A 23,545-nucleotide genomic window follows, 5' to 3' on the forward strand; every position below is an offset into this window, starting at 1 on the left:
ATATATGTAATGAATATCATAAGATTGTTTTTAAGTATTTATTTGAACAGTCAATCCCAACTTTATGCCCTAAACATTAATTAAAAATCCAGCTTTACCCTTATCATAAAAAACTAATGATTCGGAGATTTTAGGTTATACAAAAGTTATATATAGTGTAAATCAAAAACGTACGACATTTTGATGGACAGATAAATACCATCCATCAGACAAAACCATCTAAATTTTAAATAAAACGTAACCCTTTCCCAAAAGCAAGACAAAGAAACAGTAGAGAACCCTAGCTTAGGACGTAAGGGAAGGCTACAGTAGGCAACAGGTATTTATCATTTGATGACCACGTTTGTAGTTAGATTGGAATGCTTTGACTACAAGATTTAGAAAACTTTTTTTATCAGGATTTCAAGTGCAAACCTAGTTCAAGGACGCTTTACTTCGAACCAGTTCTAAGTCCTTTATTTATTGGAAACCTAACTTAGGAATACTGAAAACTTATCGGGCTTTAAGATTATTGCTTTTCAGTATCTAATTTAAATGGCAGACGCTTACGCCAGAAGTATTTAGTTTTGACCTATGATTATTATGATCACATTTAATCTTTTCTAAAGGAGGGGGCAAAATAACCCAGTCGATCCTTTCACCTTAGGGTTGAGAATGAAATTTAATTCAATTAGTCTATTTTTCGGCTTTCTAAATATGACTCCAAATCAGATTTCTTGAAAAGTACTCGATTTTCGGATGGCTTATAAGAAGGAAAGTTTGAACGGATTTTAGCAAATGTAGGTTTGGAAACTTTCAAAAAGGCTATGGCTTCTTTATAGCTTAGGTATTCGTCCGACTTACTAACTTCACTTATAACTGAATAAGAATTTAAGGCATTACTTAAAGCTTCTGCTATTAAGACTTTAAGTTGCGTTTCACTAATGACTACTAAACTGTTTTCCATCTTATTTAATTTCGATGGTTTAAGTAATTCAGAATTAATTTGGCGGAAGTGACAAATGAAACAATTGTGTACTTTGTGGTGTTTTTGGAACAACGTTTAACGCATTCACCTTGCTTTTCAGGCAATAAACTAAAAATGGCCCTACATTTTCATAGGTTTAGGCGTCCCAAACTTACTGTTACACTAAAAATAGAAGGCCCACAACCTACTAGTTATGAGCCTTCTATATTTACACTTACTGACCTCGCCAGGACTCCTGGTTTCAATTTCTATGTGATGCGATTAAGACGTTACTGGCTGCAATACAATGCAATAGGCGAGCGTAGTTTCAATTTCTATGTGATGCGATTAAGACGGGTACTTCTGAATTGGTCTTGGTTTATCTCCTGGTTTCAATTTCTATGTGATGCCATTAAGACCTTGCCGTTACTAACAAATCATACTGCTGCAAGTTCGTTTCAATTTCTATGTGATGCGATTAAGACTGAGCTTAAAATAATGTATGGTTTTGGAGTTCCCTTGTTTCAATTTCTATGAGATGCGACTAAGACCTTTTTCGTCAAAGCTACCTGGCAGCAGCATCGAGTTTCAATTTGCTATGAGATGCGATTAAGACTAAGCCTGTGACAGGGTCTAAAACTCTTGGAGAATTGTTTCAATTCCTATAAGAAGCGATTTAAAATTTTACCGAAAGCGTATTGAAAACCTATAATTTAAAATTTAATTGAGTATTAAGTAGAAGAGTCACATTTGGATATTTTATAGTGGAGTACATCGATTTATCTAATTTCCGACATTACACTTTCGTTTGTATTCCTTTGGTGTTAGCCCAGTTAACTTTTTAAAATGTGTATAAAAGTTTGACTTGTTATTATATCCACACTCGAAACATAGAGCTTCAGTAGTTATATTGGGGTTTTCAATTAGGAGCCTTTTTGCATGGCTAATTCTAATTTCAATTAAGAAAACAAAGAAAGTTTTTTTAGTTATTTTTTTAAAGTATCTGCAAAACGAAGTGACACTCAGATTGGCAACCTTTGCTATTTCGTCAAGAGTTATTTCATCTTGGTAGTTCTCAAGAGTATAATTATAAATATTATTCAATCGTCCTGTTTCTTCTTTACTTGACTGATAAGAATTCTTTTTGGATATCGGTTTTAAGTCGTTTGATTCAGATAAAACTTCTAAGATTGAAAGAATAGCTACCATTCTTTTTAGTCCTGTGGTGCCAACAGTTCTATACATAAAGGGGATAACCTTCTCTCTAGTTTCACCTGAAACAATTAAACCAGCTTGTGCTTTTTCAAATAAACTTAAAATTGGTAAGGACTCACTTCTTTGTAAGAAGTCCTGTCCAATAAATTCAGGTAAAAACTGTACTACCACTGCTTCTGCAGTAATGTCTGGGTCTTGTTTAAAATACCTTGGGTCGCAACGCCACATATGAGGTAAGTTAGCACCTAAAAGCAGCAACTCTCCGGAGTCGAAATTGGCAACATTATCTCCTACAAAACGAACCCCCTCACCACGAATGATATAGTGAATTTCAATCTCCGGATGGTAGTGCCATGTAGTGCCAAAATTTGGAAGCGTATGATGACGCGACAAATGTGGAATGGAGATATCTCTCGGAACTAAATATGGTTGAGGTTTCATAATTGGTCTTTTGGCAACTCCTTTAATTACCTTTTTGAGGGATAATTGATATTAGAGATATACTTAAGAATAGTTGAATTCATCTAGTAAGGTTTTCTAATGAAAGTACAATTTAAGAAAAAGTTTAGTTGTTCTTGTCTATGGCTGCACTATACTATGTTATAAAAAATCGGAAAATAGTTATATGATAATTTGGCATACTTATAGGATAATTGATTGAACGGATTACTGTCTAGGATGTGGGACATTTGTTAAAGAATAATTCTAACGAAAACCTATATGAAGTAATCATGAAAAATAAATCTAAACCTTTCTCTTGCTTAAAGTTGATGTTAAGAACAGGCTGGACTTTCTTTTTTGTTTCAGCTGTCTTTGTTGCGAGCTCATATGCTACGGATTTAACTCAGCCTATGGACAGAACTATTACAGGCTCTGTAACTGGCCAAGATGACCAAATGCCGCTAGTTGGAGTAAGTGTCATTTTAAAAGGAACTCAAATCGGAACATTTACTGATGGAAATGGTAAGTATAGCCTTGTTATTCCAGATCAAGGTGGTCAGCTGGTTCTTAGTTTTGTAGGCTACACCCCTCAAACTATTGATATCGGCACAAAATCAGTACTAGATGTAGAATTAGAGTTGGACCAGAAAGCATTGGACGAAGTAATTGTAGTTGGTTATGGTACACAATCTCGAAGATATGTAACTGGTTCCGTAACGAAAGTTGATATGAAACAAACAGAAAGTCTCCCCAATACAAACGTTATGCAGTCAATGCGTGGAAGAGTTGCTGGAGTTCAGTTTACGGACAATGCTAGGCCTGGGCAAAATGGTTCAATTTTAATTCGAGGACCAAGATCTTTGAGTGGAGGGAATAATCCACTAATCGTACTCGATGGTATTTTTTTTAATGGAAACTTGTCTGATATTAATCCTAACGATATTGAGTCCATGGAAGTATTAAAAGATGCAAGTGCTGCTGCGATATATGGTTCAAGAGCTGCAAATGGTGTGATATTAGTTACTTCAAAAAAAGGTACAACCTCAAAACCAACAGTTAGGATAAATATGTACACAGGCATTTCAGACTTTAGTTACAAAGTAAAACTTCTTACACCAGATAGGTATATCCAAAAAGTTTTAGATTATCGACAGGCAGCAGGTTTAACCCATAATCCTACTGATATTAAAAATTACTTAACACCTTCTGAAGTTATTAATTATGAAAGTGGTAATACTTTGGATCCGTGGGACTTAGTATCTCAAAAAGGAAAGATTAGCTCGATTGATTTTAGTGTTTCAGGTAAAAGAGATGATGTCAATTATTACCTTTCAACATCATTAACTGACGAAAAGGGTTTGATGTTTAATGACAATCAAAAGCGACTTTCACTTCGGGCAAATATCGAGACAGAAATTGCTACATGGATTAAGGCAGGAGTTAGTTCCACTTTTATACGGAGGGATCTTTCAGGGCAGGCGTCAAGTACACCCTATTCAGTTAGTCCATTTGGTACAGCATTTTATGAAGATGGTGAACCTACACAATGGTTAGTTCCGGAAGATCAAATTTCTAACAATCCAATTCGAAATGCGTTGTTGACGACAAATGAAGAAATTGCAACTAATATTTTTGCTAACTTTTACACCATTCTGAATATCCCATCTTTAAAAGGGTTAAGCTATAGAATTAATTATTCGCCAAATTTACGTTGGGGTCACAACTATAATTTTTTCAAACAGGATAAGCATTTTGCCGGAAACACCACAAGTGCAAGTAAATTTAATAGACAAGACTTTGACTGGGTTTTAGAAAATATTTTAACCTTTAATAAGCAAATTGACGAAAATCATGGCTTTGATATAACCTTACTTTACGGAAAGAATCATTTAGGTTTTGAATCAACCACTTCGAATTCTTCTCAGCTTTCTTCGGATGCTTTGGGTTGGAATGATCTAGGATTAGGTGGCATTTTAACAAATACTTCTTCGGCTGGAGCTTCTGATGGTATTTCGTCTATGGCACGACTCAACTACCGATTTAAGGATAAATATTTACTCACCCTAACGACTAGAAGGGATGGGAGTTCAGTTTTCGCTTCAAATAATAAATATGCAACTTTTCCTTCAGGTTCCTTTGGTTGGCTTGCTTCAGAAGAGTCTTTCTTAAAAGATGTTGCCATTCTAGATTTATTGAAAGTTCGTGCTTCATATGGTGCTGTTGGGAATCAAGCAATAAGCCCTTATCAGTCATTGAGCCTTTCAGGAACTACACGATATGTTTACGGTGATGGAGGTGCATCTTCTCTTGGTGTTTATCCATTATCGATGGCAAATAGTAACTTAAAGTGGGAAACAACATATACAGCAAATATAGGGTTAGACTTTCAGGTTTTTAAAAGGCGATTGGGTGGAACAATAGAGTTTTACAATATGAATACTCGGGATTTACTTGTAAGACGCTCTTTACCAACAATGACGGGATATAACTCTGTTTGGACAAATCTTGGTGCAACAAATAATAAAGGTTTTGAGCTAACAATCAATTCTATCAATCTTCAAAAAAATAATTTCGAATGGGTTTCTGATTTAGTTTTTTCTACTAACAAAAATTCGATAGTTCACTTATATCAGTCAGATACTAATGGTGATGGTATTGAAGATGATGATTTAGGAAATAAGTGGTTTATTGGTCAACCAATTGAAGTTGCTTACGACTACATAATGGATGGCGTATATCAAGAAGGAGATGAAATTCCATCTGGATTTAAACCGGGGTATATACGGTTAAGTGATCTAAATAACGATAAAAAAATAACGCCTTCTGAGGATCGAACAATTGTAGGTCAAATGGGTCAACCAAAAATTAGATGGGGGATAACAAATACTTTCAATTATAAAAATCTTAGCTTATCAGTTTTTGTGAATGCAATGCAAGGTTGGATTGCTCCTTTAAATGAGTTAGATATTGAATACTTCTTACCTGGTTCGGGTAATTATCCGAATAGACCGGTAAATAGATTGGATGCTGATTGGTGGACTCCTGAAAATAAATCCAACACACGCCCATCACTTGGTTACCCTAACCCATATTTACACAATTATTACATGAGTCGAGACTTTGTTCGAATACAAGATGTTTCACTAACATATAGTATCCCCAAAAGTATTATCAACAAAGCAAAAATAGGTAGTGCTCGTATGTATATAAGCGGCAGAAACCTTGCAACTTTTACGAAATGGATGGGGGCAGATCCTGAAAGTGGGGGGACGGCACGAGCTTTTCCAGTACCTAAAAGTTATACTTTAGGCGTCAATTTAAGTTTCTAATTTTAATAAATCCTTTGCATTATGAAATATTTAGTAGTGAAAAAAAATCTATCTATCTTTTGTTATTTGGCTATATTTTGTTCGGCAATATTATCATTAAGTAGCTGCCAAGATGACCTCCTAGATGAAAAACCATTGGACTCTCTAAGTTCAGATGTAGTATTGGTATCCAAAACTGGCTTTGAAAGTTATATTACTGCTTTGCACATGTCCGCAAGGGAAGAGCTAGCAAAATTTGACAGTTTTGGATGGTACATAAACCAGCAAATGGGTACGGACATTGCATGTAGTGGAGAAAATGCCGCGTCTAATTTTCGTAATTATGAAACTTACTTAAACCCAGCTACACAATGTGTAGAACGCTATTGGGATTGGGCTTATTCAGATATGTTATTAAAAGCAAATACTATAATTATTTATGCAAACAAACCGGATCTAAAGGATATTTGGTCTAGTGAGGCGGAAAAGAATGCCATAATTGCAGAGGCACGTTTTTTAGAGCTTACACTCATAATTTTTTAGCTAACTTATATGGTGCAGTTCCAATAGTAGATACTATCTATACAGGCCCTAAAACTGATTTTATTAAAAATTCAAGACAAGAGGTTTACGAATCCGCTCGACTGGATCTTGAGTTTGCCTCGAAATGGTTGCCTGAAACTGTAAATAAAACTGACGAAGGGCGAGTTGTGAAAGGAGCTGCCGATCACTTGTTAGCTGAGGTATTTATCAGCCTTAAACAATACGACAAGGCGGTTGAGAGTGCATCAAAGGTTATTGATTCCGGCGTTTATAGTTTAATGACTGAACGCTTTGGCTCAGAAAAAGACCTCCCAGGTGATGTGTATTCAGATTTATTTAAGGATGGAAACCAAAACCGTAGCTCTGGAAACCTAGAGTCGATATTTAATTGGCAATTCGAAGATCAAACTCCAGGGGGACAAGGAGGAAATAGAGGTAATTATTTATTAAGGTCATGGGCACCGTTTTATATCAATGTAAAAGACCCGGATGGAAAGCCAGGAATGGTGATTGTTGACAGTTTGGGGCGTGGTGTTGGTTGGGTTAGACCAACCACCTACTTTTTATATAATTTATGGGAAAATAATTGGTCGAATGACATAAGAAACTCCCCACACAACATACGTCGTGATCATTATTATACAAACCCAGCCTCAGCTTATTTTCGAAAAAAAGTGGAGAAAAGTCATTATGCTAAACTCGATACATTTCAAATGCTTTATCCTACACTCAGAAAAGTTGAAGGTAAGGTGGGAAAGGATGGGAATAATACCACTGGACGTACATTTAAGGACATAATGGTATTTCGACTTGCAGAAACATATTTGTTACGAGCGGAGGCAAATATGTATTTAGGTTTATTGGATAAAGCTGCAATTGATATTAATAAGGTTCGGATTCGTTCAAATGCTAAACCAATAGAAGCAAGTCAAGTAGACCTTGATTATATATTAGATGAGCGTGCTCGCGAGCTCATTACCGAAGAGCCCCGTCATCGAACTTTGGTACGCACCGGCAAATTGGTTGAGCGTGTTCGGAAGTACAATTTGAGAGCTGACACAAGAGCCACAATTCAAGACAAGCACATGTTTTGGCCTATCCCTCAAAAGGCCATTGATGCAAATTTCAGCAAGAAATTAGAACAAAATCCAGGTTATTAATTTAAAAATTTAATCATGATCAATTCAAATAGAATATTAAGCTGGTCATTTTCCAAGCTATTTCTTTTAATTATATTAAACCTTCTAATTTATAGAAATGCTTATTCTCAAACTAATGAGAATAATGGATTTGATCCAGGATTAGAATTGCCAATTATTAACACAACTCCAATTCCAACATATGCTTATGATCGTCTTGATTATGGAATGACCATAGGAATAGAAAGAACTCCCAAAGGAAGAATTTGGTCTTGTTGGGTCGCTGGAGGGGATAATGACGACGCATTTTTTGTGCTCAATTATAGCGATAATGATGGTAAAAAGTGGTCTGAGCCTAAGGTTGTAATTGATCCACATAACCCTTCACTCAGTTTAAACAGAAGAACTGTTGTTGGTTGCTTATGGCTGGATCCATTAGGGCGACTTTGGTTGTTCTTTGACCAATCAATGACTATGTTTGATGGCCGAGCTGGTAATTATTATACCATTTGTGAAAATCCAGATAGTGAAAATCCTGAATGGTCAATACCTGTTAGGATAAGTGATGGCTGCACACTAAATAAGCCAATTGTACTATCTGATGGTACTTGGATGTTACCTGTATCACTTTGGGATCGGGGAAAAATAAAGGAACCATACAAAGAAGCATTTCGTGAACTTGATTCTTTACGAATGGCGAATGTATATGTCTCAAACGATTTAGGTAAAACTTGGTCAAGGAAAGGGGGAGTAAGGTTTCCAGCTCCATCATTTGATGAGCATCATTTTGTTGAAAAAAAAGATGGGTCACTATGGATGACAGCTCGTTCAGGATTAGGGTTATGGGAAAGCACTTCTTTAGATAATGGAAAGTCATGGTCAGAACCAAATAAATATATGGATCATATTAGTGCTCGACACTTTATACGCAGATTACAATCTGGCCAAATCCTTTTAGTTCGCCATGGGCTTATTAATGAAAAAACTCATTTTAGATCTAAGTTGATGGCTTTTCTATCGGATGATGAGGGTAAAACATGGAAGGGCGGTTTAATGCTAGACGAAAGAAGGGGTATTTCTTATCCTGATGGATTTCAGTCTCCGGACGGAACCATCTATATATCCTATGATCATAATCGAGACCATGATGGTGAAATATTGATGGCTAAGTTCACTGAAAACGATATTATAAAGAGAGAATTAACTAGCCGTAAATCGAAATTGAAAATATTGATTAGTAAACCGGAAGGGCTGGATAAATTACCTGCTCCCTCGGCACGACCTAAGAAGTAAAAATGAAACAGCTAATAGCTATTCTTTGTATTGCTCTCTTACTAATTGCTTTGATCTCAACAATTACAACAAATACGGCTATGCTAGGAACGGCCTTGATTACTTTTTTTATTCTTTTAGCGGTTGGCTTTCAAAGATCTGAGAAGTTAAAAGGCTATTCCTTCACTGTAATGATTTTGGCTGGTGTTACGGCGGCTTTATTCTTTCCACAATATTTTGTGGAATACAAAGGCTTCAAGTTTACAGAGCTAATTACTCCCTTGATCCAAATGATCATGTTTGGGATGGGTACAGCAATGAGCATAAGTGACTTTGCAAGTGTCATTAAATCACCCAAAGGAGTATTGGTAGGTATTTCAAGTCAGTTCATGATCATGCCGATTATAGGATTCACATTAGCGAGTTTCAGTGGGCTTTCACCAGAAATTGCAGCGGGTATTATTTTAATAGGTTCGTCACCAAGTGGTATGGCATCAAACGTCATAGCTTATTTGGCCAAGGCCAATATAGCCCTTTCTGTAACTATAACGGCAATTTCAACGCTGATGGCTCCCTTAATTACTCCAATATTGATGAAGCTTTTAGCGGGAGAATTTATAGAAATTGAAGCGATGAAAATGATGTGGGACATTACTAAAATGGTTCTTCTTCCTATAGGTGCGGGTTTACTTTTTAATAAACTTTTTCACGGAAGATTCAAATGGATGGATAAGGCTATGCCCATTGTATCCATGTTTGGAATAACGTTTTCCATTGTTGTAATAATTGCTGCTGGGAGAGATAGCTTGTTAGAAATAGGCTCTGTACTACTTTTTATAGTGTTTGTACACAACACCTTTGGGTACTTTTTGGGCTATTGGTATGCACGCTTACTTCGTCTAAATGAGAAGGATTGTCGAACCATAGCTATTGAAGTTGGAATGCAAAACGGAGGCTTGGCATCTGGTCTCGCTAAAGAAATGGGTAAGATAGCTACCATTGGACTAGCTCCTGCCATTTTTGGCTCTATGATGAATATAACGGGTTCTATGTTAGCTTCTTTCTGGCAACGCAAAAGTCCAGAAAATTAAAATACACATATGTCTAATAGAAAAACAACTTATTATTGGAAATGCGATAGACCATCAGCTTTCCGCACTTTGACCAATGCTGGTTTAAGTAAAAAAGAAATTACGGCAATAAAAGATTCATTGATACAACAACTGCAATTAGAATTCGGGCACAAAAGGTTTTTATTAAAATCAGGGGGAGGGCAAGGAAACCATCTCACCTTTCTTGCGGAGAATGGTAGTGAAACCTATTTCCTTAGATTAGAAAACGGGCCAGAGGGTGATGACTATATGGAAGTGGAGGCACGTATATTGGATGAGGTTAGAAATGTTGGCGTTCCTACTCCACGGGTATATGCTGTAGACGCTTCAAGGGATAAAGTACCATATTCTTATCAGTTTCTAGAATACCGAAATTATCCAGACCTAAATCATTGGCATAAATCAGGCAGACTCAACTGGTCTAACGTTGCGATTGCAATAGGCAAATCAGTAGCCAAATGGCAAAGTATTCAATCAGAAGGTTTTGGCCCTTTTGATCCTCAAATTTTACGAACAGAAGACCGATTGGTTGGATTACACGCCACTTATCCAGATTATTTTTTTCTGAACTGGGAGAATCACTTAAATTATTTGGTTGCCAATAGCATTTTAACTGATTCTGAAGCTTTCGAAATAAACGCTCTTGTAAATAAGAATCGTAACTTTTTAGAGTTAACCCAAGGCTGTCTAGTTCATAAAGATTTAGCTCTTTGGAATATTCTGGGAGAAGTGAATGAGATTAAAGCTTTTATAGACTGGGATGACACTATCTCTGGTGATGCGACAGATGATCTTTCTCTTCTGGCTTGCTTTCACCCACCAGAAGTAGTAAACGCTGCGATATGCGGATATAAACTCATTCAACCATTACCTGATAATTTTTTCCCAAGATTCTGGCTTCACTTACTCCGGAATATGGTGGTAAAGGCAGTTATCCGTGTAGGTGGAGGTTACTTTGCCAAACAGAAGGATTTCTTTCTGATTAATTCTTCGGACTCTGAAACCTCACTTCAAGAGACTACAAGATTGAAATTAATGGCAGCTTGGGAAGGGCTATCTCGAAAAAAAGAAGTTTTAGAATTATGAATAGAATACAATTAAAAATTGGTACTTGGTTATCAATAGGTTCTCCAATTATTGCCGAATTGGCTTCCTTTTGCGGATTTGACTGGGTATTACTCGATATGGAACATGGATGTTTAACAGAAGCATCTCTTTTACAAAATATGCAGTCTATAAAAGGTTCTAACACCAAAGCAATAGTACGAATAGGGAAGATGGACACCGCACTTATAGCAAGAGTACTGGACTGGGGGGCTGCGGGAATAATGCTCCCCCATGTTTCAAGGTCAGAACAGGCTATTGAATGTGTCAGGGCTATGAATTATCCCCCTAGCGGCAATCGTGGTTTTACGAGTTCTTCTCGTTCGTTTGGCTATGGAACCAACGCTGCTACAAATTTGGACAATTACGAACAGCCACTTTTTATTGCTCAAATAGAAGACTTAGAAGGCGTTGAAAATGCAAATGAAATTGCTTCTGTTCCGGGAGTTGATATGTTGTTTGTTGGACCTTCCGATTTAAAACTACATTTCAAAACTAGAGCAAAAAAAGAGGGTATAGATTATTTGGAGGCTCTTGCAATAGTAGCAAATGCAGCACTTAGTCAAAAGAAACAGGCTGGGATTTTGGTTCGGGATATGGAAGAGATAACCAATTTGAGAAACCTTGGATTTTCATGTTTAGCAATTGGTTCAGACCTCGGTATATTAAGAAAGGGATATGTTGATTTACTTTCTTTTACGCAAGAATGATTTTTTGTTGTAGCCTTTCCTTTTTGGGGAAGGCTACATTATAAAATGCGATGAAGACTATATTTTCTCTATACCCGAGCAGTCATAATTTTCAATTTCTATGTGATGCGATTAAGACTACATTTTGGCTATACATTAGCTTTTCGTGCTTGCAGTTTCAATTTCTATGTGATGCGATTAAGACGAGCTGGGTTATGATGGGGATTCTAATACGGAATTTGGTTTCAATTTCTATGTGATGCGATTAAGACTTCCAAATGGGTAGTCAAAAATGAATCCTTCAGTTCGTTTCAATTTCTATGTGATGCGATTAAGACTAGGAGCCGCACCGATTCAAACAGACAAAGGAGCGTTTCAATTTCTATGTGATGCGATTAAGACAAAACAAAAAGAATGATTGCCTTTCTGGAAGCTCAGTTTCAATTTCTATGTGATGCGATTAAGACTGAACACTTACGTAAAGTATGCACCGAATGTATTCCGTTTCAATTTCTATGTGATGCGATTAAGACTCAGACGGAACAATCGGGCTTTATGGCTCATTGGAGTTTCAATTTCTATGTGATGCGATTAAGACCTACGAAAGTAAGATTGGGCGAAATACAAAGGCTCGTTTCAATTTCTATGTGATGCGATTAAGACTTCAAGTGGTTATTGATTTGTTGGTAACGTTTAAGTTTCAATTTCTATGTGATGCGATTAAGACTCCTGCTGCATAGGAGCCTAGTAAGTTCTCCTCTCTGGTTTCAATTTCTATGTGATGCGATTAAGACCTACGAAAGTAAGATTGGGCGAAATACAAAGGCTCGTTTCAATTTCTATGTGATGCGATTAAGACTCCAATGAAACTAGTAATAATAGAATCGCCCTACGCGTTTCAATTTCTATGTGATGCGATTAAGACAAGAATCCGGGCTATCACCACCTAATAAAACCAGAGTTTCAATTTCTATATGATGCGATTAAGACGCGAAACGTACATTAGATGGTACCAGTATAGAAAGTTTCAATTTCTATATGATGCGATTAAGACTGAACAACAAGCTGTAGGTACTGCTGGTACTACAGGTTTCAATTTCTATATGATGCGATTAAGACTCCATAATATGCAACTGGAAAATATTTCAAACCATTGTTTCAATTTCTATATGATGCGATTAAGACGTAATCAGTTGGCTGGTTTGGTTCTATCCAGTTTGTAGTTTCAATTTCTATATGATGCGATTAAGACTCTGGAGGTTTAGGACATACGGTTATGATATTGCTGTTTCAATTTCTATATGATGCGATTAAGACCAGAATGATGCTTCTATATCATCACGCATACGCAAGTTTCAATTTCTATATGATGCGATTAAGACGCTAGCCCTGATGGTAATTTCATGCTCTTTAGGGGGTTTCAATTTCTATATGATGCGATTAAGACTGCACAAGTTTTCGTCAATAAAAAGATGGAAAAGGTGGTTTCAATTTCTATATGATGCGATTAAGACAAAACAGTTTCTAGCTATACCAAATCAATCAATTCTGTTTCAATTTCTATATGATGCGATTAAGACAGTTCACGAAATGCGTGTAGTGGGTTGTTCCGGTACGTTTCAATTTCTATATGATGCGATTAAGACAATAGATAATTTCAGTTCTATGAATTCCTCAACCGGGATTCAATTTCTATATGATGCGATTAAGACTTCCGAACGTTGGACATCATTTCAACCGATCAGGAAGTTTCAATTTCTATATGATGCGATTAAGACATTTTATGCCTGTTAGGTTTTTAAGCTGAATAGACAGTTTCAATTTCTATATGATGCGATTAAGACTCATACACAGAAGTTTTATGGCAAGGAAAAGCCACGTTTCAATTTCTATATGATGCGATTAAGACAAAATATGTCCTTACCTTTTTCGTGGCGTTCCTTTCGTTTCAATTTCTATATGATGCGATTAAGACTGGACACAATACCGTTATCTCTAACATCATGAGTAAGTTTCAATTTCTATGTGATGCGATTAAGACAATACCGCAATGCTAGTGGATATAAGCCCTCTGGAAGTTTCAATTTCTATGTGATGCGATTAAGACGTTGCCCTTTGTTATTATCGCAACTTGTCCTAATCTGTTTCAATTTCTATGTGATGCGATTAAGACAAAGGCCAAAGAAAAGGCTAAATCTTCCAAGTTTGTTTCAATTTCTATGTGATGCGATTAAGACGAGAGTTAACACACCTTGTTTTAAATAGTCCGCTTTGTTTCAATTTCTATGTGATGCGATTAAGACCACCATTTCAGATGCCAATCTTTCTTCATACCCCTAGTTTCAATTTCTATGTGATGCGATTAAGACATGGAATGCTACAAAGATGTGTTTTCTGGTGGTGAGTTTCAATTTCTATGTGATGCGATTAAGACTTGATGTTGGGTATAAGCATAAAATAAAGCACATCGTTTCAATTTCTATGTGATGCGATTAAGACGGGAATGTGACCCACATGAACAGAGCACAGTCGTGTTTCAATTTCTATGTGATGCGATTAAGACATGAGTTGCCCACACCGCCATAACTTTCATCCCACTGTTTCAATTTCTATGTGATGCGATTAAGACTGCGTGAATTTTTCGAGTTAAGACCAAAATATTCTAGTTTCAATTTCTATGTGATGCGATTAAGACTCTTCGGTCATGTATCTTTATTCTTATATTTAGGTCGTTTCAATTTCTATGTGATGCGATTAAGACTTGGCAACATGAAATATCTGAGCCAGATATGTTTAGTTTCAATTTCTATGTGATGCGATTAAGACCGCCATACTGGGTTTTTGAACTCTTATTGTCTGGCTCGTTTCAAATTTCTATGTGATGCGATTAAGACAAGCCAAGACAGGCCAAGCACTTCATTAATCACTGAGTTTCAATTTCTATGTGATGCGATTAAGACAGCCGCTGCTCGTTTGACATTTCTGACATGGACGAGTTTCAATTTCTATGTGATGCGATTAAGACCTACATCCCAATAAGCGTTTACTGTCACCTTGCTTGTTTCAATTTCTATGTGATGCGATTAAGACAACCCATGTTGACTCGCAATCGGTCGGCCAATTCACGTTTCAATTTCTATGTGATGCGATTAAGACTTTTAGAGTACGTAAAAAACAACTACAAGGGAAAGTTTCAATTTCTATGTGATGCGATTAAGACTTCCTGCCAATCCTTTTATCATTCCGCCTAATGCGAGTTTCAATTTCTATGTGATGCGATTAAGACCATCCATGGTTGCGGAGCTATCCAAGCCCCATTTTCGTTTCAATTTCTATGTGATGCGATTAAGACAGAATCGGTATAATTGAACCCGTAAAGCTTCCATCTGTTTCAATTTCTATGTGATGCGATTAAGACTGCTGTTGGGTGAATTTGAAGCCATTGCTCAGGTGGGTTTCAATTTCTATGTGATGCGATTAAGACCAGATTGAAAAAGTCAGGAAAAACACCGCATCCGCTCGTTTCAATTTCTATGTGATGCGATTAAGACATCCAATCGTTTTGGTGACTGGTGCCCTACTGGTTGCGTTTCAATTTCTATGTGATGCGATTAAGACCTTAGACAATGCACTTTCCACTATGCTTAAAAGTTGTTTCAATTTCTATGTGATGCGATTAAGACTAGTGTTAATTTTATCGAGGCGTTTTTGCTTCATAAGTTTCAATTTCTATGTGATGCGATTAAGACCATCGATGTCTTCCTGATTGGGTGTTATACCGGCAGTTTCAATTTCTATGTGATGCGATTAAGACACATAAATTCTATGTAAATGGCAATAATTACACTACGTTTCAATTTCTATGTGATGCGATTAAGACCTGGGGCACCTCTGAGGGTTCATATCCTACTTTAAGTTTCAATTTCTATGTGATGCGATTAAGACTACAGGCAACCGCAGATGAAACCAACTTCGGTGGACGTTTCAATTTCTATGTGATGCGATTAAGACAGGACGTGCTTCCTAATGAGCTCAGGAAGTCTTATGTTTCAATTTCTATGTGATGCGATTAAGACGTTAGGGGCCGCTTTAACTATAAATCGTGATCCCGCGTTTCAATTTCTATGTGATGCGATTAAGACGTGAAGTCTGACACTGGGGTGCCAGATTTTAGTCCAGTTTCAATTTCTATGTGATGCGATTAAGACAGATGCCGTGGCTGCGGTAGATTTAGATGACCATAGTTTCAATTTCTATGTGATGCGATTAAGACGAACAACGAAGTGACGACATAAACGACTAAGACAAGTTTCAATTTCTATGTGATGCGATTAAGACAAACCTGCATTGCTCAAAATTGGGTGGGCTTCAAAAGTTTCAATTTCTATGTGATGCGATTAAGACTACGGTAATTCTTAACTGGAGGTTAACCACAGTTTGTTTCAATTTCTATGTGATGCGATTAAGACTATTAGCCACAGACCTTTCAAGTTTTTCTTTGCCAGTTTCAATTTCTATGTGATGCGATTAAGACACGCCCTCATTCTCCGCTCTTTTATCTCGTTAAACTGTTTCAATTTCTATGTGATGCGATTAAGACCAAAGGGCGTTTTGCCCCTTTTCGCTTGCCTCCGGTTTCAATTTCTATGTGATGCGATTAAGACTAGAGGCCGCTGGTACTATAGTTTGTGATCCCGCGTTTCAATTTCTATGTGATGCGATTAAGACAAATCTTGAAGCTGAAGTACTTTGTAAGCTATTTTTGTTTCAATTTCTATGTGATGCGATTAAGACCTAAGCTGCACTGGCAAACGGAATTAGAAGACCGAAGTTTCAATTTCTATGTGATGCGATTAAGACGCAGGCCGCTCTGGATATATGAGTTTAACCAGGTACGGTTTCAATTTCTATGTGATGCGATTAAGACAACATCTTTCCAGAGTTTAAAGCTTAATTCCTTTTGTTTCAATTTCTATGTGATGCGATTAAGACAAGATTTTAAAGCAGATGGCCGTAAGCAAGGATTACGTTTCAATTTCTATGTGATGCGATTAAGACACCGATAGTTCAAAAGACTATTGCCTGATTGCACAGTTTCAATTTCTATGTGATGCGATTAAGACCCCATATCTTAAAAAATGCAGCCATGGCTTCACCTGTTTCAATTTCTATGTGATGCGATTAAGACTTTAGTAATTCATCATCATTAACACCGCTATAATTAAGTTTCAATTTCTATGTGATGCGATTAAGACATCTTTTGCTGCCTTCGCCATTAAGGCATATGCACCGTTTCAATTTCTATGTGATGCGATTAAGACACTTCAGAAACCACTTCATCCGCTTCATCAAACCATGTTTCAATTTCTATGTGATGCGATTAAGACCAATGCCGGACTTAGGCAAAGTCTCTCAAATGCTTAGTTTCAATTTCTATGTGATGCGATTAAGACTTTAAGTCTCTAAACTTGAGATTCTTTATTTCACCGTTTCAATTTCTATGTGATGCGATTAAGACACCGAAAGCCGGCAGTGCTAAGCCTATTTTAACGCTGTTTCAATTTCTATGTGATGCGATTAAGACTACTAGGAACTCCCCCAGCATATTGCACCAGTTTGGTTTCAATTTCTATGTGATGCGATTAAGACTACTTGGTCCATCAGGGCATTCAGTCGCCCAAATATGTTTCAATTTCTATGTGATGCGATTAAGACTTGTACTTAAAAACGAGATGAGTAATACCACGCTAGTTTCAATTTCTATGTGATGCGATTAAGACGAAAATGGCAGCTATATAAATACAACTGCAGATGCGGTTTCAATTTCTATGTGATGCGATTAAGACCTTTCATCTCATCCCAAAACTTAAATGGTAAAGCCGTTTCAATTTCTATGTGATGCGATTAAGACCAGTAGCTGGGCGAGAGCTGTAGTTCCCTTTCGGGTTTCAATTTCTATGTGATGCGATTAAGACGCGTTCTTACCTCATTATATTGTTCCAAATCCTCGGTTTCAATTTCTATGTGATGCGATTAAGACTTTGAAAAAACATAATTCTCAATTTTTCCAGAGCTGTTTCAATTTCTATGTGATGCGATTAAGACTGCCGGTAGATTGGGATAGTATAATTTCAAATACAGTTTCAATTTCTATGTGATGCGATTAAGACGCTGCGAAATCGTTTTTTTGTCAGCAGGTTTTAAAGTTTCAATTTCTATGTGATGCGATTAAGACCAACTGGCTTCATTGTAGGGTGCTCACCAGATGCCAGGTTTCAATTTCTATGTGATGCGATTAAGACCATGAACCTTGTAAAAGAGGACAATGAGGCAACCTCGTTTCAATTTCTATGTGATGCGATTAAGACGGGATATGAAAACATTCAAGGAGGATATTAGAGACGTTTCAATTTCTATGTGATGCGATTAAGACATTTAATATTTATTCAGATGTTGCACCATATGCGTAGTTTCAATTTCTATGTGATGCGATTAAGACTTGAGATTTCAGAACAACCACTATTCCCCGACTAAGTTTCAATTTCTATGTGATGCGATTAAGACACCATCTGCAATTTTTGCAAATGACTTTATTTGTATGTTTCAATTTCTATGTGATGCGATTAAGACACTATTTTTCTTTTTACGTTTGGGCTTGCGTTGTAAAGTTTCAATTTCTATGTGATGCGATTAAGACAAGGTTAACGGCGTCGAAAGGATGCTTTTCAAAAGGTTTCAATTTCTATGTGATGCGATTAAGACAAACCACGCTTTCCAATCAGTTCGACGCTATGCAAGGTTTCAATTTCTATGTGATGCGATTAAGACACTAAAGTCATGGTCTGGCTCATTATCCCTTATTGGTTTCAATTTCTATGTGATGCGATTAAGACAGTTTATTATAGCCTGGTCTATTCATCTAACGGCAAGTTTCAATTTCTATGTGATGCGATTAAGACGATGTCGGAGCGGTCAATAAAATGCGTTTTGTCTTGTTTCAATTTCTATGTGATGCGATTAAGACTTCGACAACAATTCCACCTTATGTCATCGAAAGCGGGTTTCAATTTCTATGTGATGCGATTAAGACTGACCGCTTGTTTGCCCAGCTACCCTCAGTTTTGAAGGTTTCAATTTCTATGTGATGCGATTAAGACACCTTAGAGGCCGTTAAGCCAGTAATATCTAAATTCGTTTCAATTTCTATGTGATGCGATTAAGACTAACAATGTTCCAGTTTTCGAGGACAAGGCTCCAAAGTTTCAATTTCTATGTGATGCGATTAAGACATCCAAAAATTTAAAAAGATTACTCTTTTCTTCGTGGTTTCAATTTCTATGTGATGCGATTAAGACTAGTATCGATTGCTCATGTTCGCTAAATTCACTAGTTTCAATTTCTATGTGATGCGATTAAGACCGACGACCTCTAATCACTTGGTTCGCTATTCGCAAGTTTCAATTTCTATGTGATGCGATTAAGACTTCGACAACAATTCCACCTTATGTCATCGAAAGCGGGTTTCAATTTCTATGTGATGCGATTAAGACAACACAGTTCACCCAGAAGCCGTTGGCTATTACCAAGTTTCAATTTCTATGTGATGCGATTAAGACGTCAATTGAACGCTCTACGAACTTGGCGGTAGATTGGTTTCAATTTCTATGTGATGCGATTAAGACTACACAGGCGATTGAAAGGGAGTATTCTTCATTTGCGTTTCAATTTCTATGTGATGCGATTAAGACTAATTATTATCAGATACAACAAATAACCTTTCAATAGTTTCAATTTCTATGTGATGCGATTAAGACAGACCGGCTGCAAGGGAAATGTAATTGCTCAGGCTAGTTTCAATTTCTATGTGATGCGATTAAGACTCAAGGCATGATAAACCCTGTCGTCAAGCATCTTCCGTTTCAATTTCTATGTGATGCGATTAAGACGCTCGAACCACTTCGCACTATGGAAAGCCAGTCCGGTTTCAATTTCTATGTGATGCGATTAAGACCCCGCTGGCTAAAAATTAATAAATCAAAAATAAAAAGTTTCAATTTCTATGTGATGCGATTAAGACTTCGGAGCTGGAGGTTGACAATGGTCTTCGACCCTCGTTTCAATTTCTATGTGATGCGATTAAGACCAATCCGTCAGGTAATAAGTCTTGACTAGATTCGAAGTTTCAATTTCTATGTGATGCGATTAAGACTATGATGCACTTGGGGGAGCTAGCCTACTTGAAACTAGTTTCAATTTCTATGTGATGCGATTAAGACTGCCTGATGAAGTTGATGTAAAAGTCATTAATCGCCGTTTCAATTTCTATGTGATGCGATTAAGACTTGATTTAAAAATTGATACCGATTTGTTAGACGCTGAGTTTCAATTTCTATGTGATGCGATTAAGACATTTATCAAACTATTATTTCTAAGCCTATGCTTTAGTTTCAATTTCTATGTGATGCGATTAAGACAAGAGCTTCAGCTACTAATTAATGAATTAGTGGAAAGTTTCAATTTCTATGTGATGCGATTAAGACCGGTGCAAAATGGGTTTGAAGGTACAGAGTCAGAAGTTTCAATTTCTATGTGATGCGATTAAGACACAGAACGTTGTTGGGATGAAAACTTTTGTCGCAGTTTCAATTTCTATGTGATGCGATTAAGACAGGTAATTACAAATACTATTCAGGCTTTCGTTTCATGTTTCAATTTCTATGTGATGCGATTAAGACTGGAACTGATTCGGCAACTACTGAAATAGATGTATGTTTCAATTTCTATGTGATGCGATTAAGACTCAATGCTCTATAACACCACTGGAACATTAAATACGTTTCAATTTCTATGTGATGCGATTAAGACACTTACTAAATCGCTTTTCTACCTCTCTTCTCAAAGGTTTCAATTTCTATGTGATGCGATTAAGACAAAACAACGGTAGGCTACACCAAATCAATCAACTCGGTTTCAATTTCTATGTGATGCGATTAAGACGCTCGCTTGGTGCCATTCTTTTTTGCTCGAAACTTAGTTTCAATTTCTATGTGATGCGATTAAGACCGCAAGGCACAGAAACGTTATTTGTGGCAAGTACGTTTCAATTTCTATGTGATGCGATTAAGACCACGCAGGGATTGAAATAAGAACAGGAAATCCAGAAGTTTCAATTTCTATGTGATGCGATTAAGACCTGTGGGATAACGTCACAGCGGCAGTTCCAGCCATTGTTTCAATTTCTATGTGATGCGATTAAGACGCTAAACCGCCTAGAAGTTCGTAAACCTTGCACCGTTTCAATTTCTATGTGATGCGATTAAGACTGTTTTCTCGTGTTAAATGATGGTATGATGGCTTAGTTTCAATTTCTATGTGATGCGATTAAGACTCTGCTGTGCCGCCGCTCATGTTAATATTAATGGTGTGTTTCAATTTCTATGTGATGCGATTAAGACGGGTGGAGTGGAGCCATTGGCTACCCTCTTTTGCTTGTTTCAATTTCTATGTGATGCGATTAAGACGAAGGCCTTATTTACCTACTACAGATGCAAAGCCCGTTTCAATTTCTATGTGATGCGATTAAGACAGGAGGCGGATTAGTTGCTGCAGGAGCATTGGTTTGTTTCAATTTCTATGTGATGCGATTAAGACCCACGGCGGCTATGGAAGCTGCAGACCCTTCTGCAGAGTTTCAATTTCTATGTGATGCGATTAAGACCAGGAAGGCAATAATAGCTTTCTGGACTTAGATGAGTTTCAATTTCTATGTGATGCGATTAAGACCCGTTTATAAAACAGGCAAAAAAGACACGAATCCAATGTTTTGACATCCAAAATACATTAGAATCGTGTCGACCTACAATAATACGATTTTACCCTGAGTTCGACAACGCCTTTTCAAGCCCTGTCAATAGGATTTTAATAAATTCAATATGTCAATGAACTTCTATGAAACTTTTATATACCACATCGACAACAGTACTTACAAAATTTGACTAGTACTTTGCCTTTCGAAACCGAGAATTTCTTTGTCGAGCCAGTCTTTTGAGCGGCTTTTGAAAACTATAATACTGTCTTCTTCATCATCCATGATTTCATAAGCTCGGTCTAGCATTTCTGTCAATTTTACCTTACTTATTTCACCTTCAAAAGTCGAGTTCTGAATCCAATTTAAGTATTTCCTGCAATGTTTCAGCATTTTCGCCACTCGCTTTGTATTCATGTCATACACCAATATTACGTACATAAGTCTGGATTTATATTTTACAATTGAAATGCAAACTAAGTGATATCAAATTCAAGCTACCACCAAGCCCTAAAAGGCACATATTCCTCCATTCCTAGCATGTGTTTACTCAGTTTGTAGCATTCCAGCTTTATCAGATGCTTATAACTCACATGCTTATTTAGGCTTCTGTGCTGTATTGTTTCTTTAAGCTTTTCTTCATATACCCTTATAAAAGTCTTTCGGCCACTATCTTTTAGCACACATCTACTCACTTCACTTCTAAAATCACTCGCTTTAATTTGCTTCTTATTAAGCAAGCTAAAAATGGTTCTGTCAATCAGTAGCGGTTTGAAAATCTCTGCGACATCTAAAGCCAGCGAAAATCGTCTATAGCCAGGCTCATGCAGGAAACTAATGGTGGGGTTAAGCTGCGTATGATAAATTTGACCAAGGCAAGTGGTATAGCACATCATATTACCAAAAGAAATAAGCGTATTGACTTCGTTTTCAGGAGGCTGTTTGGTTCTGTTTCCCATATTGAAATCATTCAATATTTCATCAAAAGCCTTGTAGTACACCTGTCGGATATTTCCTTCCAAACCCATCAGCTGTGGAATGTTATCTGTGTCAACTATGTCTTTTCTGTAAGCTTCTATTTGTTCTATAGCACCAGTAAGCTCTTTGCCACGTCTTTTATAATACTGTAAGTTTTTTAAGATATTGGCGGCAGCTCCATCCACAAAACCCCTGGCTATTACTATCCTTTTCTTAGCAGACATGTAATGCTTGGTTTGCTGAATCTGCATTTTACCGGCCAGCAGGTATTCTTTTGGCATGAATGAGCCTGCGTAATGCTCGTAATAGTCGAAAAAATGTACGGTTATATGGTTTTTGCCCAAAAAAGTATAAAGAGCAGAGTTAGCATCCAAACTGCCGAAAACGTACAAATCGTTAATGGTTTCAACAGGCAAATACCTAGACTGGCCTACCACGCCGTCCTCATCTACGGGTGTAAACTTTAAGGTATTGTCTTTTCTCGATAACCTCCCAGGATTAAATAAATAGTAGGTTTTTTTCATTCTTCAGGGCTTTCTGTTATCCAACAAAAATCATAATAGCTGCATTTCTTACATTTGCTTTTCTGGATTTTAGGCGGAGCGTCTTCCTGACCAATTATTGCTGTAGCCTCTTTCACCCAATGGGCTATACGTTCATCATCTCCACCTTCTAATGTTACCGTTTCGCGTTTATGCAGTTTGGGGTATTCTAATATCCCCGTGGCACCGTCCACGCCATTTCTTTTAAGAATATACAAGTAATACTTCACCTGAGCTAAATGAGCTTCACTGTAAGAGGACGATTTCTTTATCTCATGTACGACCTTATTTTTGGCATCGTAGAAATCTATTTTAACACCATCTATTTCTAGTTCACGATACTTTTCGGCACGCTGCGGGTAGGTTTTTTCACCGATCATTTTGCCCTCATATACCAGGTCCGACGTATGTTCCATATTGATGCCGTTGGCAAAGAGCCAAAGCTTTCTAT

General features: G+C 37.0%; 12 protein-coding genes and 2 CRISPR repeat arrays. Of the genes, 7 read left to right on the forward strand and 5 right to left on the reverse strand.

Annotated features, from left to right (window positions below; genetic code table 11):
* Positions 1–670 precede the first annotated feature (670 nt).
* Both ACTBZY_RS18635 and ACTBZY_RS18640 read right to left on the reverse strand, forming a co-directional pair.
* Complete coding sequence (locus ACTBZY_RS18635; protein ID WP_463047872.1) at positions 671–946, reverse strand: helix-turn-helix domain-containing protein; 276 nt, start codon at positions 944–946, stop codon at positions 671–673.
* A gap of 259 nt (positions 947–1,205) precedes the next feature.
* Positions 1,206–1,498: direct repeats of the CRISPR family, unit length 31 nt; unit sequence GTTTCAATTTCTATGTGATGCGATTAAGACG.
* Positions 1,499–1,729: 231 nt separating this feature from the next.
* Positions 1,730–2,602, reverse strand: coding sequence for an AraC family transcriptional regulator (locus tag ACTBZY_RS18640; protein WP_463047873.1), 873 nt, complete (start codon positions 2,600–2,602; stop codon positions 1,730–1,732).
* Between the two features lie 290 nt (positions 2,603–2,892).
* On the opposite strand from ACTBZY_RS18640, the gene ACTBZY_RS18645 reads away from it, so the two are divergent.
* Genes ACTBZY_RS18645 through ACTBZY_RS18675 form a run of 7 tightly spaced genes read left to right on the forward strand, consistent with a single transcriptional unit; the run spans position 2,893 to position 11,790 of the window.
* Complete coding sequence (locus ACTBZY_RS18645) at positions 2,893–5,931, forward strand: SusC/RagA family TonB-linked outer membrane protein (protein ID WP_463047874.1); 3,039 nt, start codon at positions 2,893–2,895, stop codon at positions 5,929–5,931.
* A gap of 21 nt (positions 5,932–5,952) precedes the next feature.
* On the forward strand, positions 5,953–6,453 hold the full coding sequence (locus ACTBZY_RS18650; RefSeq protein ID WP_463047875.1) for a hypothetical protein: 501 nt from the start codon (positions 5,953–5,955) through the stop codon (positions 6,451–6,453).
* 23 nt (positions 6,454–6,476) lie between these two features.
* Positions 6,477–7,613 (forward strand): RagB/SusD family nutrient uptake outer membrane protein, encoded by a 1,137-nt coding sequence (locus ACTBZY_RS18655; RefSeq protein ID WP_463047884.1) that lies wholly within the window; start codon positions 6,477–6,479, stop codon positions 7,611–7,613.
* Positions 7,614–7,628: 15 nt separating this feature from the next.
* Positions 7,629–8,885, forward strand: a complete 1,257-nt coding sequence (locus ACTBZY_RS18660) for a sialidase family protein (RefSeq protein WP_463047876.1) — start codon at positions 7,629–7,631, stop codon at positions 8,883–8,885.
* Between the two features lie 2 nt (positions 8,886–8,887).
* The gene (locus ACTBZY_RS18665; RefSeq protein ID WP_463047877.1) at positions 8,888–9,955 is read left to right on the forward strand and encodes a bile acid:sodium symporter family protein; all 1,068 of its coding nucleotides are present in this window, start codon (positions 8,888–8,890) and stop codon (positions 9,953–9,955) included.
* 9 nt (positions 9,956–9,964) lie between these two features.
* Positions 9,965–11,062, forward strand: coding sequence for a phosphotransferase family protein (locus ACTBZY_RS18670; RefSeq protein WP_463047878.1), 1,098 nt, complete (start codon positions 9,965–9,967; stop codon positions 11,060–11,062).
* Positions 11,059–11,790 (forward strand): HpcH/HpaI aldolase family protein, encoded by a 732-nt coding sequence (locus tag ACTBZY_RS18675; protein ID WP_463047879.1) that lies wholly within the window; start codon positions 11,059–11,061, stop codon positions 11,788–11,790. Before ACTBZY_RS18670 ends, ACTBZY_RS18675 begins: the two co-directional genes overlap by 4 nt.
* Positions 11,791–11,878: 88 nt before the next feature.
* A CRISPR array of direct repeats spans positions 11,879–21,552; the repeat unit is 30 nt; unit sequence GTTTCAATTTCTATGTGATGCGATTAAGAC.
* Between the two features lie 199 nt (positions 21,553–21,751).
* On the opposite strand, the gene cas2 is transcribed toward ACTBZY_RS18675, so the two are convergent.
* From cas2 to ACTBZY_RS18690, 3 genes are all read right to left on the reverse strand, one after another.
* Positions 21,752–22,015, reverse strand: a complete 264-nt coding sequence (cas2, locus tag ACTBZY_RS18680) for a CRISPR-associated endonuclease Cas2 (protein ID WP_463047880.1) — start codon at positions 22,013–22,015, stop codon at positions 21,752–21,754.
* Between the two features lie 56 nt (positions 22,016–22,071).
* On the reverse strand, positions 22,072–23,076 hold the full coding sequence (cas1b, locus tag ACTBZY_RS18685; RefSeq protein WP_463047881.1) for a type I-B CRISPR-associated endonuclease Cas1b: 1,005 nt from the start codon (positions 23,074–23,076) through the stop codon (positions 22,072–22,074).
* On the reverse strand, positions 23,073–23,545 hold a 473-nt coding region (locus ACTBZY_RS18690; RefSeq protein ID WP_463047882.1), incomplete at its 5' end, for a CRISPR-associated protein Cas4. The genes ACTBZY_RS18690 and cas1b, both read right to left, overlap by 4 nt.

This window comes from Arcticibacterium sp., from assembly GCF_055134445.1.

Coding starts and splice junctions, on each gene's coding strand:
- ACTBZY_RS18635 (WP_463047872.1), bottom strand. CDS start 946: ATGGAAAACAGTTTAGTAGTCATTAGTGAAACGCAACTTAAAGTCTTA.
- ACTBZY_RS18665 (WP_463047877.1), top strand. CDS start 8,888: ATGAAACAGCTAATAGCTATTCTTTGTATTGCTCTCTTACTAATTGCT.
- ACTBZY_RS18675 (WP_463047879.1), top strand. CDS start 11,059: ATGAATAGAATACAATTAAAAATTGGTACTTGGTTATCAATAGGTTCT.
- ACTBZY_RS18640 (WP_463047873.1), bottom strand. CDS start 2,602: ATGAAACCTCAACCATATTTAGTTCCGAGAGATATCTCCATTCCACAT.
- ACTBZY_RS18670 (WP_463047878.1), top strand. CDS start 9,965: ATGTCTAATAGAAAAACAACTTATTATTGGAAATGCGATAGACCATCA.
- ACTBZY_RS18660 (WP_463047876.1), top strand. CDS start 7,629: ATGATCAATTCAAATAGAATATTAAGCTGGTCATTTTCCAAGCTATTT.
- ACTBZY_RS18645 (WP_463047874.1), top strand. CDS start 2,893: ATGAAAAATAAATCTAAACCTTTCTCTTGCTTAAAGTTGATGTTAAGA.
- cas2 (WP_463047880.1), bottom strand. CDS start 22,015: ATGTACGTAATATTGGTGTATGACATGAATACAAAGCGAGTGGCGAAA.
- cas1b (WP_463047881.1), bottom strand. CDS start 23,076: ATGAAAAAAACCTACTATTTATTTAATCCTGGGAGGTTATCGAGAAAA.
- ACTBZY_RS18650 (WP_463047875.1), top strand. CDS start 5,953: ATGAAATATTTAGTAGTGAAAAAAAATCTATCTATCTTTTGTTATTTG.